At 59.4% G+C, this 13809-nt stretch carries 13 protein-coding genes and 2 tRNA genes; 5 read left to right on the top strand and 10 right to left on the bottom strand.

Going from position 1 to position 13809, the window contains the following annotated elements; translation table 11 throughout:
• Positions 1–38 precede the first annotated feature (38 nt).
• Positions 39–112: transfer RNA gene (locus KBX13_RS04370), tRNA-Ile, on the top strand.
• Positions 113–157: 45 nt separating this feature from the next.
• On the opposite strand, the gene KBX13_RS04375 is transcribed toward KBX13_RS04370, so the two are convergent.
• Entirely contained in the window at positions 158–2461 is a 2304-nt protein-coding gene (locus KBX13_RS04375) for a DEAD/DEAH box helicase (protein ID WP_256020901.1), read from the bottom strand.
• Positions 2462–2651: 190 nt separating this feature from the next.
• On the opposite strand from KBX13_RS04375, the gene KBX13_RS04380 reads away from it, so the two are divergent.
• From KBX13_RS04380 to KBX13_RS04390, 3 genes are all read left to right on the top strand, one after another.
• Positions 2652–2987: a type II toxin-antitoxin system RelE/ParE family toxin gene (locus KBX13_RS04380; RefSeq protein ID WP_256020903.1), complete on the top strand. Its 336-nt coding sequence runs from the start codon at positions 2652–2654 to the stop codon at positions 2985–2987.
• Positions 2984–3277 carry an addiction module antidote protein gene (locus KBX13_RS04385; protein WP_256020904.1) on the top strand — a complete coding sequence of 98 codons (294 nt, stop codon included), beginning with the start codon at positions 2984–2986 and terminating at the stop codon, positions 3275–3277. The genes KBX13_RS04380 and KBX13_RS04385 overlap by 4 nt, the downstream gene beginning before the upstream one ends.
• Before the next feature lie 272 nt (positions 3278–3549).
• Positions 3550–3756 carry a hypothetical protein gene (locus KBX13_RS04390; RefSeq protein ID WP_070362127.1) on the top strand — a complete coding sequence of 69 codons (207 nt, stop codon included), beginning with the start codon at positions 3550–3552 and terminating at the stop codon, positions 3754–3756.
• A gap of 52 nt (positions 3757–3808) precedes the next feature.
• On the opposite strand, the gene KBX13_RS04395 is transcribed toward KBX13_RS04390, so the two are convergent.
• The 5 genes from KBX13_RS04395 to KBX13_RS04415 all read right to left on the bottom strand — a co-directional run bounded on the left by KBX13_RS04395 (position 3809) and on the right by KBX13_RS04415 (position 6680).
• On the bottom strand, positions 3809–4663 hold the full coding sequence (locus KBX13_RS04395) for a DUF3037 domain-containing protein (protein ID WP_070362128.1): 855 nt from the start codon (positions 4661–4663) through the stop codon (positions 3809–3811).
• Positions 4664–4731: 68 nt separating this feature from the next.
• A complete protein-coding gene (locus tag KBX13_RS04400) occupies positions 4732–5511 on the bottom strand; it encodes an excalibur calcium-binding domain-containing protein (RefSeq protein WP_256001307.1) in 780 nt (259 codons plus the stop codon).
• A gap of 60 nt (positions 5512–5571) precedes the next feature.
• On the bottom strand, positions 5572–5949 hold the full coding sequence (locus KBX13_RS04405; RefSeq protein ID WP_256001306.1) for a type II toxin-antitoxin system death-on-curing family toxin: 378 nt from the start codon (positions 5947–5949) through the stop codon (positions 5572–5574).
• Positions 5946–6512 (bottom strand): Panacea domain-containing protein, encoded by a 567-nt coding sequence (locus KBX13_RS04410; protein WP_256020906.1) that lies wholly within the window; start codon positions 6510–6512, stop codon positions 5946–5948. Before KBX13_RS04410 ends, KBX13_RS04405 begins: the two co-directional genes overlap by 4 nt.
• A 95-nt stretch (positions 6513–6607) precedes the next feature.
• Positions 6608–6680, bottom strand: a tRNA-Asn gene (locus tag KBX13_RS04415).
• A gap of 134 nt (positions 6681–6814) precedes the next feature.
• Between KBX13_RS04415 and KBX13_RS04420 the strand changes: the two genes are divergently transcribed.
• Complete coding sequence (locus KBX13_RS04420; protein ID WP_256020907.1) at positions 6815–8188, top strand: NAD-dependent succinate-semialdehyde dehydrogenase; 1374 nt, start codon at positions 6815–6817, stop codon at positions 8186–8188.
• Between the two features lie 70 nt (positions 8189–8258).
• Here the strand turns inward: KBX13_RS04420 and KBX13_RS04425 are convergent, their stop codons facing one another.
• The 4 genes from KBX13_RS04425 to KBX13_RS04440 form a co-directional block, all read right to left on the bottom strand.
• Positions 8259–9686 (bottom strand): glycoside hydrolase family 32 protein, encoded by a 1428-nt coding sequence (locus KBX13_RS04425; RefSeq protein ID WP_256020909.1) that lies wholly within the window; start codon positions 9684–9686, stop codon positions 8259–8261.
• A gap of 28 nt (positions 9687–9714) precedes the next feature.
• Positions 9715–10983, bottom strand: coding sequence for an oligosaccharide MFS transporter (locus tag KBX13_RS04430; protein WP_256020911.1), 1269 nt, complete (start codon positions 10981–10983; stop codon positions 9715–9717).
• 179 nt (positions 10984–11162) lie between these two features.
• Complete coding sequence (locus KBX13_RS04435) at positions 11163–12194, bottom strand: LacI family DNA-binding transcriptional regulator (RefSeq protein WP_256020912.1); 1032 nt, start codon at positions 12192–12194, stop codon at positions 11163–11165.
• Positions 12195–12478: 284 nt separating this feature from the next.
• Complete coding sequence (locus KBX13_RS04440) at positions 12479–13069, bottom strand: excalibur calcium-binding domain-containing protein (protein WP_256020914.1); 591 nt, start codon at positions 13067–13069, stop codon at positions 12479–12481.
• Positions 13070–13809: the final 740 nt, after the last annotated feature.

Below are 13809 nucleotides of genomic sequence, written 5' to 3' on the forward strand. Positions count from 1 at the left end.
GTTTCCGGAACTGGTGCATTTGAGCCCTGTTCAAAGAAGGGGCTATAGCTCAGTCGGTTAGAGCCGCGGACTCATAATCCGCTGGTCGCGGGTTCGAGCCCCGCTGGCCCCACAAGAATTTAGAAAAGCGAACGCGCCGAGAAGTGGGCGCACCCGATTACACAAATCCTTGCTTGCGAATGACCGAGCTGCGTTTGCGGAACGCAGCGGTGAGCGCAGAGACATGGTGGTCGTGGAAATCGTAAACCGTGGCAGTAGTCCCTGCACCGCGGGTAACGCGGCCGATCTGCTGGATGACGTTTCCTTTGAATGCGACAGGGGCGGCCAGGACGAGGGCGTCGAGAACTGGGAGGTCTACGCCTTCACCCGCGATCTGAGACATGGCGATAAGGATGAACTGGGGCGTGCTGTCGAGGGCCTTTCGGGTGGCTTTGCGGTCCTTGGAAGACTGTGCGCCGTGGAGCGCAAACACCGGCACGGGGAGGTCGGGGTGATCGCGCGTAAGAAGGGTTTCGAGGGCGCTGATGTGCTCGCGGCGCTTGACCAACACGAGGACGTTGCTTCCATTGGCGGTGGCGCGGGCGATGGTCTCGGCGATGAGTGCGTTGCGGGCGCTATCGGCGGCGAGGGCATTGTCGAGGTCGGGCCAGTAGAGGTGGGGCTCGTCGTAGGTGAACTCTGTGGTCTGCACAACGTAATGTTTGGGGCCCGCATGCTCGAGTTCCATCGTGTGGCGGATAGGTCCGCAAATGAGAGGTAGGAGAGCGTCGAGGCCGTCGGAGCGGTACGGAGTCGCGGTAAGGCCGTTGATGAATCGGACATTGAGGTCTGCGAGGACGCGGGTGAGGCCGGCGGCGCCGACGCGGTGGCATTCGTCGATGATGATGTAGCCGTAGTCGGCGAGGAAGTCGGTGCGCGAGTCGGCTCGGCTGATCGACTGGGCCGTGACGATGTCGATGTCTCCGCTGAGTTTCTTGGAGTTGCCGCCGTATCGGCCGATGGTGGGGCCGTCGAGAAACTTTGTGAGTGCTTCGCGCCACTGCGTGGCGAGCTCTACATTGGGAACGATGATTGCGGTCGGTACTTGGCGGTGTGCGATCAGCGCGCAGGCCATCACGGTTTTGCCCGCACCCGGTGGTGCGACGAGTATGCCCGTGGGGTGTTTTCGCATGGCCGCGACGGCTTTGCGCTGCCTGGGGTGCAGCTCGCCGGTGAATTCTGCCTGCATAGTGCGTGGCTTGGGCGTTTTGCCGCGGCGACTCACGGTGTAACCGGCGGTTTTGAGGATAGCGATGGCCTGATCAAGCGTGCCGCGATCCAGGGTGAGGGTGTTGTCGTGCTCGTCGAAGCGGATGATGAGACGGGGCGTCTGGAAAGTGGAGAGGCGCTGGGCCTGGCGGATGTAGAACTGTGGGTTGGGGATCGCGCCGAGGTGGCGAAGTGCAGTGGCCGTGGTGCCGTCGACGCCTTCGAGTGAGATGTGCACTCGGGAATCGTGTGTGACAAGTACCTTGCCGGTTCGTTTGAGCGCTTTGAGCTCGGCCTTGGTCGGCGGTTGGGGAAGTTGGGTCTCCGGATCCGGCTGCAGGCGAGCGGCAATCTTTTTGAGCTGGGACTTGGATGCTTTGGCGGTGGAGGCGAGCGTGGCGAATTGATCGTCGGTGGGTTCGAAGGAGGCGTCGACAAAGATGGTGCGGTGCTCGGCGCGATGTTGACCCGCGAGCGGGAGCGCGATGAGATTGCCGAAGCCGCGGCGTTTGCCGGGTAGCGTGTCTTGGGAAGGGAAGAAGCGATCGAAGCTGGTGAAGAACTGTTTCGGGCTGGCCTTAGCGAGCAAACCAGTACCCACGGCGCGTGCGAGAGCAGCCGGGACGGGCTCGCTGAAGAAGAGCCACACGTGAGCACCGGTGCCGGAACGGGAGATTTCGATGAGCGGGTCGAGGCCGTACTCGCGACAGGTCTCGGCATACAGGCGGGCGGCGGTGCGGAAGTCGGCGTCGTCGAAATCGCAGGCGAGGAGGAAGCAGGTGTCGCCCTTGCATAGCGGGTAGAGCCCAACGTGGAGGTTGTTGTCGCGGCGGAGGTGCTGCACGAGAACCTGCGGAGTAAGTGGCTTCAGGTTTGGGTTGTTGCGGTCGTAACGACCGTAGGAAGCCGGTGACCAGCCCTTCTTTTCGCCGTTGTTCCATGCGGTGGCGTACACGTCCTCGCGGCCACGGAAGTAGTCGGCGAACAGGCGCAGCTTGGCGTTGGGGGAGGACGAGTTGGTGACTGTGGTGAGGTCTTCGGGTGCTGGTGCATGTGATGCTTGTGGTGGTTGCGGTGGCGTTGTGGGTTTGGGCTGGGACTGCTCGGCTCCGGTTTCGGTGAGGAATGCCTCGAAATCATCGGTGCCAAGGAGCTTCGCGAGAGCACGCTCCAGGAGCTGCACGCGGGCCTCGAGATTGTGCACGTTTGGCATGGTTGGCTCCGGTTTTGGGGAGGGGATCGATGGGGACAGTGTAGCTGGGGCGGGGCGAGTAGGACGCCATTGACCATGAGTGAGTCGGCCCGAGTACCCGCATCTCGCGGTTGATGTCGGTGATAGCTCGCTTAAACTCCCGCTTATCCTCCACACCAAACTTCAAACCAAAAGAGGGGGCAGCCATGAGATGCGTTTCCCCCTCTTGGTTTATGTAGCTTGTAGGCTACACTTGGGTGTGTGCAGATTGTTTCCAGTTGAGCTGAAAGACAAACATGCTCAACGGCGCATTTTGTACGCGGTAGCTCGATGCGAAGCGCACGGAAGAATGATTGGAGACATCAAACCCGTTGGCGAGAAAGTGGACGAGACGAGACTTCATTTCGGACCCGGCTACCGGGTGTACTACACCCAACTAGGCGCAGTAACGGTTTTCCTACTGGCCGGAGGAGATAAATCCAGCCAGGTTAAAGATATTCGAACCGCTCAACAGCTCGCACAACAGGTAAGGGAGGAACAGTCGTGAAGGAAGTAACGTTTTCAGCGTTCGACGCAAGCAAATATCTCGATAGCCAAGAAGCAATGAACGATTACCTGGCTATCGCACTCGAAGACGGCGATACGAAAACCGCACAGGTGGTGTTGCGTGACATTGCCAGGGCACACGGCATGAGCCAGCTCGCTAAAGAAACTCAACTCAACCGTGAATCCCTTTACAAGTCACTGTCAAAAGACGGTAACCCGTCCTTTGCGGCTATCACGAAAATCATGAAAGCCCTAGGGCTCAAAATAACTCTCGCTACACAAAATGCCTAGAAACCTGCTGGAAGCACATCACCATGGATTGGTGGTTATACATGCACACGCAGGACACTTCAAATCGACATTCGGTGGGGAATGCTTCGAAATCATCGGTGCTAGGGGGCTTCGCGAGCGCACGCTCCAGGAGCTGTACGCGGGCCTTGAGGTTATTTGCGTTTGAAATGGTCGGCTCCGGTTGTTCAGGTGGATCGATGAGGTCAGCGTAACTGGGGCGGGCGAGTAGGGCGACGGTATGCTGATTTGCGGCGCGGAGGGAGGCGTTCAAGATGCAACTGGAGCTACGTCGCACGAATGATGCTGAGCTTCTGGAGCGGAAGCACACCCTGATGACTCGGCTCGGGGAGGAGTTGGGAGAGCACCGGCTCACTCCGGGGTGGCTACGATTTCTTGCAGACTCGGGTTCCTTCACGTTACAGGAGCGCGCTATTTACGATGAGTTTTGCCGCGTGAACGCGCTGTTGCAGGAGGGGTAAGGAGGAGCAACAGTAGTCGCTGCCATACGCCGTCGGCCGCAATGGTTTTCGGTCACGAACTGAGTTGGCGATTGAGACTCTCGGCATGCTCTCCCACTCGGCTGCTACTAATGAGCATTACGTTGAGATCATGGCAAAAGTCCCTGAACAGTGCGTAATTCTTTCGCTGGGCAGTTGTAACCGGGTCAAGGGCGACCGCAGTGACCGAAAGGTGGTCCTTGCCAATCTCAAGTGAGGAGTCGTTGTACTTAAGCTTGCCTCCTTCCTGGCGCAGCTTATCGATCTTCAGCGTCCACGCATCGATGTGGGACCGTGTTTTAGCAGGGTTATCTACTTGGAAATTAAATGCCTGATTCAGTTCCAAGACAGTGTCGTCTCGCACGACGGCGAGGTTGAGGTCGAGCTCGCGCCTGGCAACGGAGACATCGGCATCCGGTACTGTGGCTTTCCCGAGTTCCGGGAATGAGCGGTACACAGTGCGGATTTCCCTCTTCAACTGGCGTACTCCCGGCTTGACATCGCTTTGCGCTTGGCCGCCAATCAAAGTGTCAAAAAGCAATTGGGTTGCCTCGGAAATGTTTGCTGCATCCATGCTTTTGACCTGGTCAACCCGGATTATGTTCATCCAATGGCTACTGACAAAAGTTAAGTAGCCACGAAGTGAATAGCGATCCCCAAGATAAAGAGGTTCTGTTGGAGCGGAAAGCTGCTCTAGTTCGTTCTTAAAATTTTGCAGCGCATGTTTGATCGCGTCTCGATTATCAGAATCAGTGAGCGTTCGGTGGGCATCCTTGAACTTGAATTGCGATTCTCCCGTGCGAGGGTCAAGCACGACTACGCCCACACCGATGGTGGTGATTCCCATCGGCTGGGGGACTGCTCGAACCGTCCAGTAGTCGAATTGCATGTCAAATTCCTTCGTGAGCAGCTGCGGATGATTGTCGGAAGCGGCTGCTGGTCAGCGGGCTTTGCCCACTATTCGCAAGCGATTCCGTCGCCGTCGCGATCGAGCTTCCTGCTGTAGCCGGGTTGTCCCTCGTAAATAGGTGCTGCTCCGGCTGCTCGTGCTTCGGAGCAGTTGGCGTAGTAAACACGGGCTGGCGCTGGGGCAGGCGCAGCTGGCACTGGTTGTTCAATTACGGGCTCGGGTGCAGGAGCCTGTGCAGGTTCTTCGGCTGGGATGTCGGCGAATTTGGCGATGCTTGCCGTGGTCTCCTCGGTTGTAACACTGCTCGGGGAAGAACTGTTGTGAGTAGAGCTGGTCGTCGACGTGTGTGTTGTAGTGGTTGCTGCTGAGGTGGATTCACTCGTGGCAGACGTGGTTGTCGTCGGGTCCATGCTGGCCCGAGTGGGCTCCGTGTTTGTGGTGGATCCAGATTCGGGAATGAGGCTACCACCGGCAATAAACAGCACCAGTGCTGTCAGCCAAACAATAGGCCACCTGCGGTTTACTGGGGTGAACTGCGGCGCAGCGCCCATGCTGTTGAGGACCAACGAATCGCGCTGGGGATCGAGTAGCTTGCGCAACTGCTCGTGATTCGCGGCGGCTTCTTGAGTCTCGTTGTAGTGCTTTTTATCTTGGGCCTCGCACCACATCCACCAGGCACCCGGCACAATGAATGCCGCCGCGAGCAGGATGCCACCAATTTCGCCTGAAAACAACAGGATGATGCCGACCGCTATCGCGATCCAAGCGAACACTGTTTTGGTTTTCGAAGAAGACCGTTGCGATTGCGGCTGGGTGGTGTAACTCATGGTTGACCTCTCGATTTCACGACATGGGGATGCGTAGGTATTTCAGGGGGTGGGCAGAGGCTAGGCCAGGTGATCTATCAGCCAGTCTGCAATGGCTTCTGTTCCTAGGGTGTTTTCTGCCACTTCGATCATAAACTCCACGATTTCTTCATCCGCCACGTCTTCCAGGACGAATCCACACTGCTCGAGGTATACGGCTCCGCAAATCCAGGCAGTGCGTTTGTTGCCGTCTAAGAAGGCATGCGCGTTTGTCAACCGCTCTAGGAGTATCGCAGCTCGTTCAACCGGCGATTGGTACAAATACTGACCAGCCCAAGTTCGAAGCGGTGCGGCAAGGGCACCTTCCAACTTGGACTGGTCAATGACATTGAAGTGCTGGCGAATTAGCGATCGATTCAAATCGATTACTGCTGCTACATCCAAACAGTACTGGTTCATCGAGTAGCCAGAATCGTAAGTGCAGTTTCCCATCGTTCTACTGCTCCGCGGAACTGTGCACGAGTTTGGTCATGATTACCGTGAACCAGCATTCTGGGGCGGCAAGGACCATCGACCTTCTTGAGCTCCTGATCGGCATAGAACCTACGCATAGAGGACTGAGATACAGGATTGCGGCTCCGCTCACCAGCCGCAAGACCGGCCCTGGCCTTAAGCCATGGCATTTCTGAATGCGTGCGATTAATAAGCTCTTCTTTTGTGAAGCCACCGTAAAAATCCAGCACTGCATCGATGGTTTCGATGTCTTGTGCAGTGAGCCTTGACACGTCCGACGACGGAAGTTGCGTGTCTGTAATCCCACGTCGGCAATACCGGTTCTCGGTATGAAGCTTTGGCTCAACTGGACCGTCTGCCCAGGCCTGAAATTCTTCCGCGAACAGCGGTTTTCCAAACCAGCCTAGACTCCATGCCTGCACGTAGTAAGTGAGCTTGGCTAGCTTCCATGCGTCCATCCAGCCCATTTTGTTGTAGATATACTGGGCGACATCGATCGAAGTTGCCATGAGCCCTCCTCAAGTATGCCGTGAACTATATAGGTGAATACTACCAGGGCAAGCGAAAGGCCCGAGGATGCGGAATCCTCGGGCCTTTCGCTTTGCTCCTCCAACTGGGCTCGAACCAGTGACCCTTCGATTAACAGTCGAATGCTCTGCCAACTGAGCTATGGAGGAATACGCAGTAGGTGCGAAAGACACTCTAGCGTATGTTACAGAACAATGGAAATCTGCAGCTTGCGTATCTGGGAACTGGCGTAAAGGTGTGTGAGTGGGCGTCGAAAAGTGGGAAGAAGCTGTAGCGTGGGGCCATGGCTACGACATATCGAGTACAAAATCCGGCGACGAATGAGATCGTCGCAACGTATGAGCAGACCACCGACCAAGAGCTGCAGGACACCCTCCAGCGCGCCGACGCTGCGTACAAGACATGGAGTGCCCTCAGCTACGAGGAACGCGCCGCGTACCTGCGCAAAGTCGCCCAGCTTTTCGACGAGCGCCGCGACACCCTCGTGAAAATCATCGCCGAAGAGATGGGCAAGGCCATCAACCAAGGCGACGGGGAAGTCAGCGAATGCGTGGAAATCTGCAACTACTACGCAGACCACGGCGCCGAATTCGGCGCGGACGAACCGCTGCCACACGACGGTGGGGACATCGTGATCCGTAAGGTGCCGCTCGGCGTGATCGTCGGCGTGATGCCGTGGAACTTCCCGTACTACCAAGTCGCGCGCTTCGCGGCGCCGACGCTGATGGCGGGCAACACCATCATCCTCAAGCACGCGTCCATCTGCCCGCGCTCCGCCGAAGCAATCCAGCAGATCTTCGACGACGCCGGCGTGCCCGAAGGCGTGTTCAACTACCGTCGCATTAGCCACAGCCAGATCGAAGACCTGCTCGCGGACCCACGCGTGCAAGGCGTATCGCTCACCGGTTCCGAGGGGGCAGGCAAGGCCGTCGCGAAGGCGGCTGGCGCCAACCTGAAGAAGGCCCTGCTGGAGCTCGGCGGCACCGACGCGTACATAGTCCTCGATACCGACGACGTCGACCGCGAAGTGCGCACCGCCATGAAGAAGCGCATGGGCAACGTCGGCCAGGCGTGCACCTCCAACAAGCGCATCATCGTCATGGACGATATCTACGACGAGTTCGTTTCCAAGATGGTGGACGCCGTGTCCGAGCTTCGCCAGGGCGACCCGTTCTCCCCGGAACCCGGCCACTACTACCCGCTGTCCTCCCGCGACGCCGCCGAAACGCTGCGCGACCAGGTCGCCGCAGCCGTCGACGCCGGCGCCACCCTCCACTGCGGAGGCGAGCTCACCGGGGAAGGCGCCTACTTCACCCCGGCCGTCATCACCGACATCCCGGTTGGCTCCGACTCCTACTACGAAGAGTTCTTCGGCCCGGTCGTGGAGATCTACAAGGTGTCCTCCGACGAGGAAGCCGTGGAGCTGGCCAACAACTCCCGCTACGGACTCGGCGGCGCGGTGTTCTCCACCGACGAGGAACGCGCGAAGAAGGTGGCGAACCAGGTTGTCACCGGCATGATCCACGTCAACATCCCGCAAGCCCGCGGTGCCGGACTGCCGTTCGGCGGCGTGAAGAACTCCGGCTTCGGCCGCGAGCTCGGGCCGCTCGGGATGGACGAGTTTGTGAACAAGCAGCGCTACTTCGTGGCGAAGTAACGCTGGGGGACGGGGTCTCGCGGGAATAGTCGGGATTTTGTGAACAGAATTGCGTCTGCTGCAGGCGGGGTTAACCTCGCTTCAGCGGGCGCACTTCCAGGTTGACGCCGACGGGGCCTGCCACGGACTCGATTTCCACGGTGCGAGGTCCCTCGCCGCGGAAGTCCAGGGAGGAGAGCGTCTCCGTGGCGTCCGCGGTGAACAGCTCGATGGAGCCACGGTCCAGGTAGATGTCCAGGGCATCGCCCGGGACCCACGGCATGGATCGGTAGCCGCTGTCGGCACCGTTGCCTCGCGCGAGCACCAAATGGATGCGCTCGGCAAGGGTGTCGAACACGATGTGGGCGCAGCGGGCGTCGTCACGAATGAGGTGGAGGACCACCTGCTCGCAGGTGTTTGTCTGCAGCGGGACGAGCTGCTCCAGGTCGGGGGCGACGCGCAGCCATGCCTCCTCGAGCGGGGCAAGGGTGGTTGTTTCGCCTGCTTGGAGGGTGGCGTCGTGCGTTTCGGCGGGGCCGAAGAGCCCGGCGATTTCGGGGGCGGGCGCGCAGTGGAGCGTGAGGGCGTCGCTAAGAGAGAGCTCCCGGGGGAGGCTGAGTTGACCGGACCAACCGTCCTCGCGCGAGGCGAGTGGGTGAGCGAACTCGCCCATCCAGCCGAACGCCAGGCGGCGATTGTTGGGAGCGGCGAAGGACTGGGTGGCGTAGAAGTGGTGGCCCCAGTCGAGAAGCCGGAAGTCGGTTTCGGGCACGAACTGCGCGCCGGGCTCCCACGAGCCCACGACGTAACCAACGTTATGGCCATTGCGCAGCGCATACCCCGAGCGGATCGGGGTGCGCACCATCGGGCCGTAGATGAGCACCCACTTGCCGTCGAGGAAGAAGAAATCAGGGCACTCGACCATGAAGACGTTCGGGTCTGGGTCGACAAAGAGGGAGCCTGCCTCGGACCAGTTGTAGAGGTCCTCGGAAGTGTACAGCAGCACGTGGCCACGGCCGTCGACTTCTGCGCCGATGGTCATGTACCAGCGGCCGTCGTGGGAGAACACTTTCGGGTCGCGCGCGTCCGCCTTGACGGGCGGGACCACGGCGCCGTGCTTCTCAAAGTGGATACCGTCGGTAGAGGTGGCCAGCATCTGGGTCTGGAACTTGCCGTCCTTGTCATCGACGCCGTTGACCCAGCGGTTGCCCGTATAGAACGCATACAGCGTGCCATCGTGGACGACAGCGGAACCGGACCAGATGCCGTCGGCGTCATCGGATCCGGGATCACCCGGCGCTAGAGCGATAGGCTCTTCGCGCCACTCGAGCAGGTCCGCGGAGGAAGCGTGGCCCCAGTGCATCGGGCCCCACGCTGGGCTGTACGGGTGATGCTGGTAGAAAGCGTGGAACCGGCCGTCGAAAAAGCAGAGGCCATTCGGGTCATTTATCCAGCCACCAGGGGCTGCGACATGGAACGAGGGGTACCAGCGGTCATTGGTGTGGTGGAGGGGTTGCATGATGGAACCTTTCTTGAAACGTTGCGGGTTAGCGATTTGGGATTTCTTCGGGATTGACCACGGCTTCGTCGTCGCGCTTGAGCGCGAAGACCGCAATGAGGCCAGCGACGAAGACCACGCCGGAGATGACGAAGAACGTTGGCTGGTAACCAATCTGGTCACGGAGCGAGCCCAGCGGGGTCGACAGAATCACGTTGCCGAGCTGCGCAGTCAGCTGGAATGCCACCAGGTACAGGGTCGCGGAGAGTGCCTTGTTGAAGTGGATAGCGAAGTACTTGAAGATAGCCAGGATGCACAGCGGAACCTCAAACGCGTGCAGCATCTTCGCAATACTGATCAACACCGGGCCTCCGAACGCCGCGCACAGGAAGATACGGACGAACATGACGCCGATACCCAGCAGCAACGTATTGCGGGCGCCCACCTTGCGCATCAACAGCGGGATGAGGCCCATCATGATTGCCTCAAGGAAGACCTGCACCGAGTTCAACGTGCCGTACGCACGCTGGCCGACCTCCGGCGAACTAAACAGGGACGTGTAGAAGTCCGGGAGCATCTGCTGGTCAAACACGGTGTAGAACGTCCAGGACAGCAACACAATCACGATGACCTTCCACACATGGCTGTCCTTGAGCAGGCCAAGCATCTCGGAGACCGGCGGGGTCTTCGCCGTGACCTCCTCAATCGAAGCCTCCTGCGCCGTGCCCTTCGGGTGCCAGAACAGCTGCGTGCACAGCAGCAGCGCGCCGAGCGCGGAACCGATCCAGAAGTTCAGCATTGGGTTAATGGTGAAGAAGATACCCGCAAGCAACGCGACGATCGCGTAGGCAAACGAACCCCACATGCGGGCCTGGCCGTACTCGAAGCCGGTGCGGTTTGCCATCCTCTCCACGAACGCCTCCATCAGCCCGGCGCCAGCCACGAACCCGGCCGAGAGCACCACGCTACCCAGGATTGCGCCGACGATGAAGTGGTCGCGCAGCAACGGGTGGTAAATGAACTGCGTGAACGGCCCGATGAGGGTTGCGCTCGCGCCGATGAAAATGGTCAGCGGGCGCTTCAGGTCCAGCTTGTCCTGAAGCACGCCGTACACCAGCATCAGCGCCATCGTGATCGCGCCCTGGATGGCGTACACGGTACCTACCTGCGCGCCGTTGAGCTGCAGACCGCCAGCCTCAGACGTGAGCCAGATTTGGTAGAAGGACCACCAGATTCCCCACGCTGCGAAGAACAGGAAAATCGTGGCGGAACCGAAGCGGTACGCGGGGTTTGAAAACTGCGATCGAAGCATCTCCATCGCCGAATGTCCTTTCTGTGAGGCCCGGGGATAGCCGGGCACGACAATGGCTTCGCAGGGATATGTGCAGGTGCGCGTGGTGCGCTTCTCGTTCTTGGTCCTTGCAGCGACCCTGCTTAAACCTTTAAGCACATAGTATGTCGGGGGTGTGCGAAAGGTGGGGAAGTTGCTAAAACGATTTAGCGAGCTTGGGAAACGCTCCCACGCTCAACCACTTTCAGGGGGAGCAATGTGGGATTCTCGGCTTCGGGCTGTCCGCCGGACAGAAGCTCAACCAACATGCTCGCCGCCCGCGCACCCATCTCCTGATACGGCAGCCGGAACGTCGTCAACCCCGGCCGCACCAGCCCCGCCAAATCCTCATCATCAAAGGACAACACCGAAATTGTCGACGCCACATCCAGCCCCGCGTCCTGCATCGCCTGATACACGCCCAACGCCAAACGATCGTTCGCCGCCAGGACCGCGGTGGGGTAGTTTGCGGGATCGTCGTTAAGAATCTCCGACATCCGCGCATACCCCGACGCCGGCTCCCACACCGACGCGTAGCCCTCCGCGTGCAGACGGATCCCGTGATGGGCCAGGGCGGCGTCGATACCGCGCATGCGCTCGCTGATGCTGAACGAAGGCGTCGCGGCCTCTGGGAACCTGCCGATCAACGCAATCGAACGGTGCCCCCGCGCCACCAAATAGTCAATCGCGTCCCGGCCCGCCGCATAGTCATCCGGCAAAATCGCAGGAAGATCACCCGCTTGTCCGTTGCAGATCACGAGCGGCAAGTTTGTCTTTGGCAGGTCGAGTTCGCGCGACGCCATTAGCCCGACCACCACGCCATCCACGTTCCGCGACTCCAACGTACGCAACGCCGGAGCAAACCGATCCGAACGGTGGCCAGTCTCCGCCATCATCACCGCGTGGCTCAGCTGCTCAGCCTCGTCCACGATGCCCGTGATCATCGGGGACGCGAAACGGGTAGTCGTGACCTCGTCGGAGAGGAAACCAATCGTGTGTGTGCGTCCAGTCTTGAGCGCCCGCGCCAAGGTGTTTGGGCGGTAGCCCAGCTCGCGGGCCGCCTCCCGGACCTTCCACGCCGTCTCCTCTGGGATGCGTGAGCCGGGCTTGCCATTGAGCGCGAGGCTCACCGTGGCCGTGGAGACGCCGAGATGCTTCGCGATATCCGCGAGCGTGACACGATGCGAACTTCTGGACATTTGAAGCAGTATAGCGGGGACGGTCTGGTCTTGGTTGGGATGGGAGTGGTGGGAAGCGGTGGGTGCGGTGGGCGCGGTGGGGTGGAAGGTGTCGTCGAAAGCTGACTCGGGATTTTGTGAACAGAATTGCTTTTGCTGCGGGCGCTTGTCGTTCGAGTAGAAGCGAAATCTGGTGTAACGCCGGTTAAGGACGCAAATAATGGAGAGTGGCAGGACGGTCGGAAGCCAAGGTCCTGTCACTCTTCCTCATAGGGTCTGGCTTAGTTAAAGCCGTTTGCAGAGGGTTACTCGCAGGCGACACCGTCACCGTCACGGTCGAGCTTCGAGCGGTATCCAGGTTCGTGGCTATAGATCGGAGCTACTCCCGCACTGCGCGCGGCGGCGCAATTGGCGTAATAACCATTCGCTGGCAGCTTGCCGCTACGTGCAGGTGCTGGCTGTGGGGCAGGTTTCGGCGCCGGTGCTGGAGCCGGGGCAGGGCGGGGCGCTGGCTTCGGTGCCGGGGTGGGCTTCGGCGCAGGCTTGTGCACTGGGCGTGGTGCTGGCTTCGGCGCGGGCTTCCTTGCTGGTGGATTAGGGAGAATGCCCGGGAGCGGATTCTGAATCAGGCGGTGCTGCACAGCCCAGTGCGTGATGCCAAGGCCGATGCCTCCATAGAAGAGCACGGTAAAAACTGCGGCTGTGGCCACCATGCCGGGGGTTAATTCCAAATCGTCTTCTGGGGTGGTTGTAGCCGTAGGCCCTGTGGTTTCGGTGCTAGGCGTAGCAGTTGCTGTTGTAGTTGCTTCAGCTGGTGTCGTTGGCTCAGCCAGAGCGGTGTTGGGAGCACTCAGCGTGAGCGCGCACGCCAGGCCCAGTGCAGTTGTTTTCTTCATGTGTAAAGGATGCCATGGTCATGTGAAAAAACTGAATTGGGATGTTTCGATTAGGGCAAGAAATGCTCGGTACGGCAGAAAACAGGGATCAATAACTTGCGAGCATGCCCAATCATTCCGGTCGATCTTCTAGCGTCCATCAACGCAGTTCAGCGCGGTGGTTTCGATGATTTGGTGGCTATTCTGCGGATTTTGCGCTGACCTGTGTTGGTCAACCGGAGTAGGTCGACGGGAGCGGGCGATGGCTGTTCCGGATGAAGTACTGCATCCGCTAGGGCTCTCCGTTGCGGACTCAGGTTTTGAAGAGCTGTGTGTTTGCTAGATACCGGCATCTGAGCTGGCGCGATCGCGAATTGGAGTTATACAGGTTCTTGCCGTGTAGTCATCGCAAGCTCTGGGTTAGCCGATGCATGTGTTCCTAACCCTCGTAGTGGGAAAACAGCTGAATACAGCTGATGGATTGAAGCGAGTTTAATATCCATTTTTGGGGCTCTGATGGGAAAACCGCGAATGTCTTCGTAAAGCAATTCGACTGTGTGGTTGGTGTAGCGGAAGTCATCAAACCATTCCTCGGGGGCCCAATTTGGATATCTATTGGTGGGCTGTAACTCATTGCCCAGGAACTATGCCGCATCAAACGGGTTCATCACGAGCGACTCCTGCGGAAACGAGCCTTGCTTGTCAGCTACGTGGGTGGGGCCTTCCAGGGAGAGCGATATTTGGGCGGTTGAGGTGGGGAC

This window comes from Corynebacterium sp. CCUG 51687, from assembly GCF_024453995.1.
Taxonomy (GTDB): domain Bacteria; phylum Actinomycetota; class Actinomycetes; order Mycobacteriales; family Mycobacteriaceae; genus Corynebacterium; species Corynebacterium pseudogenitalium.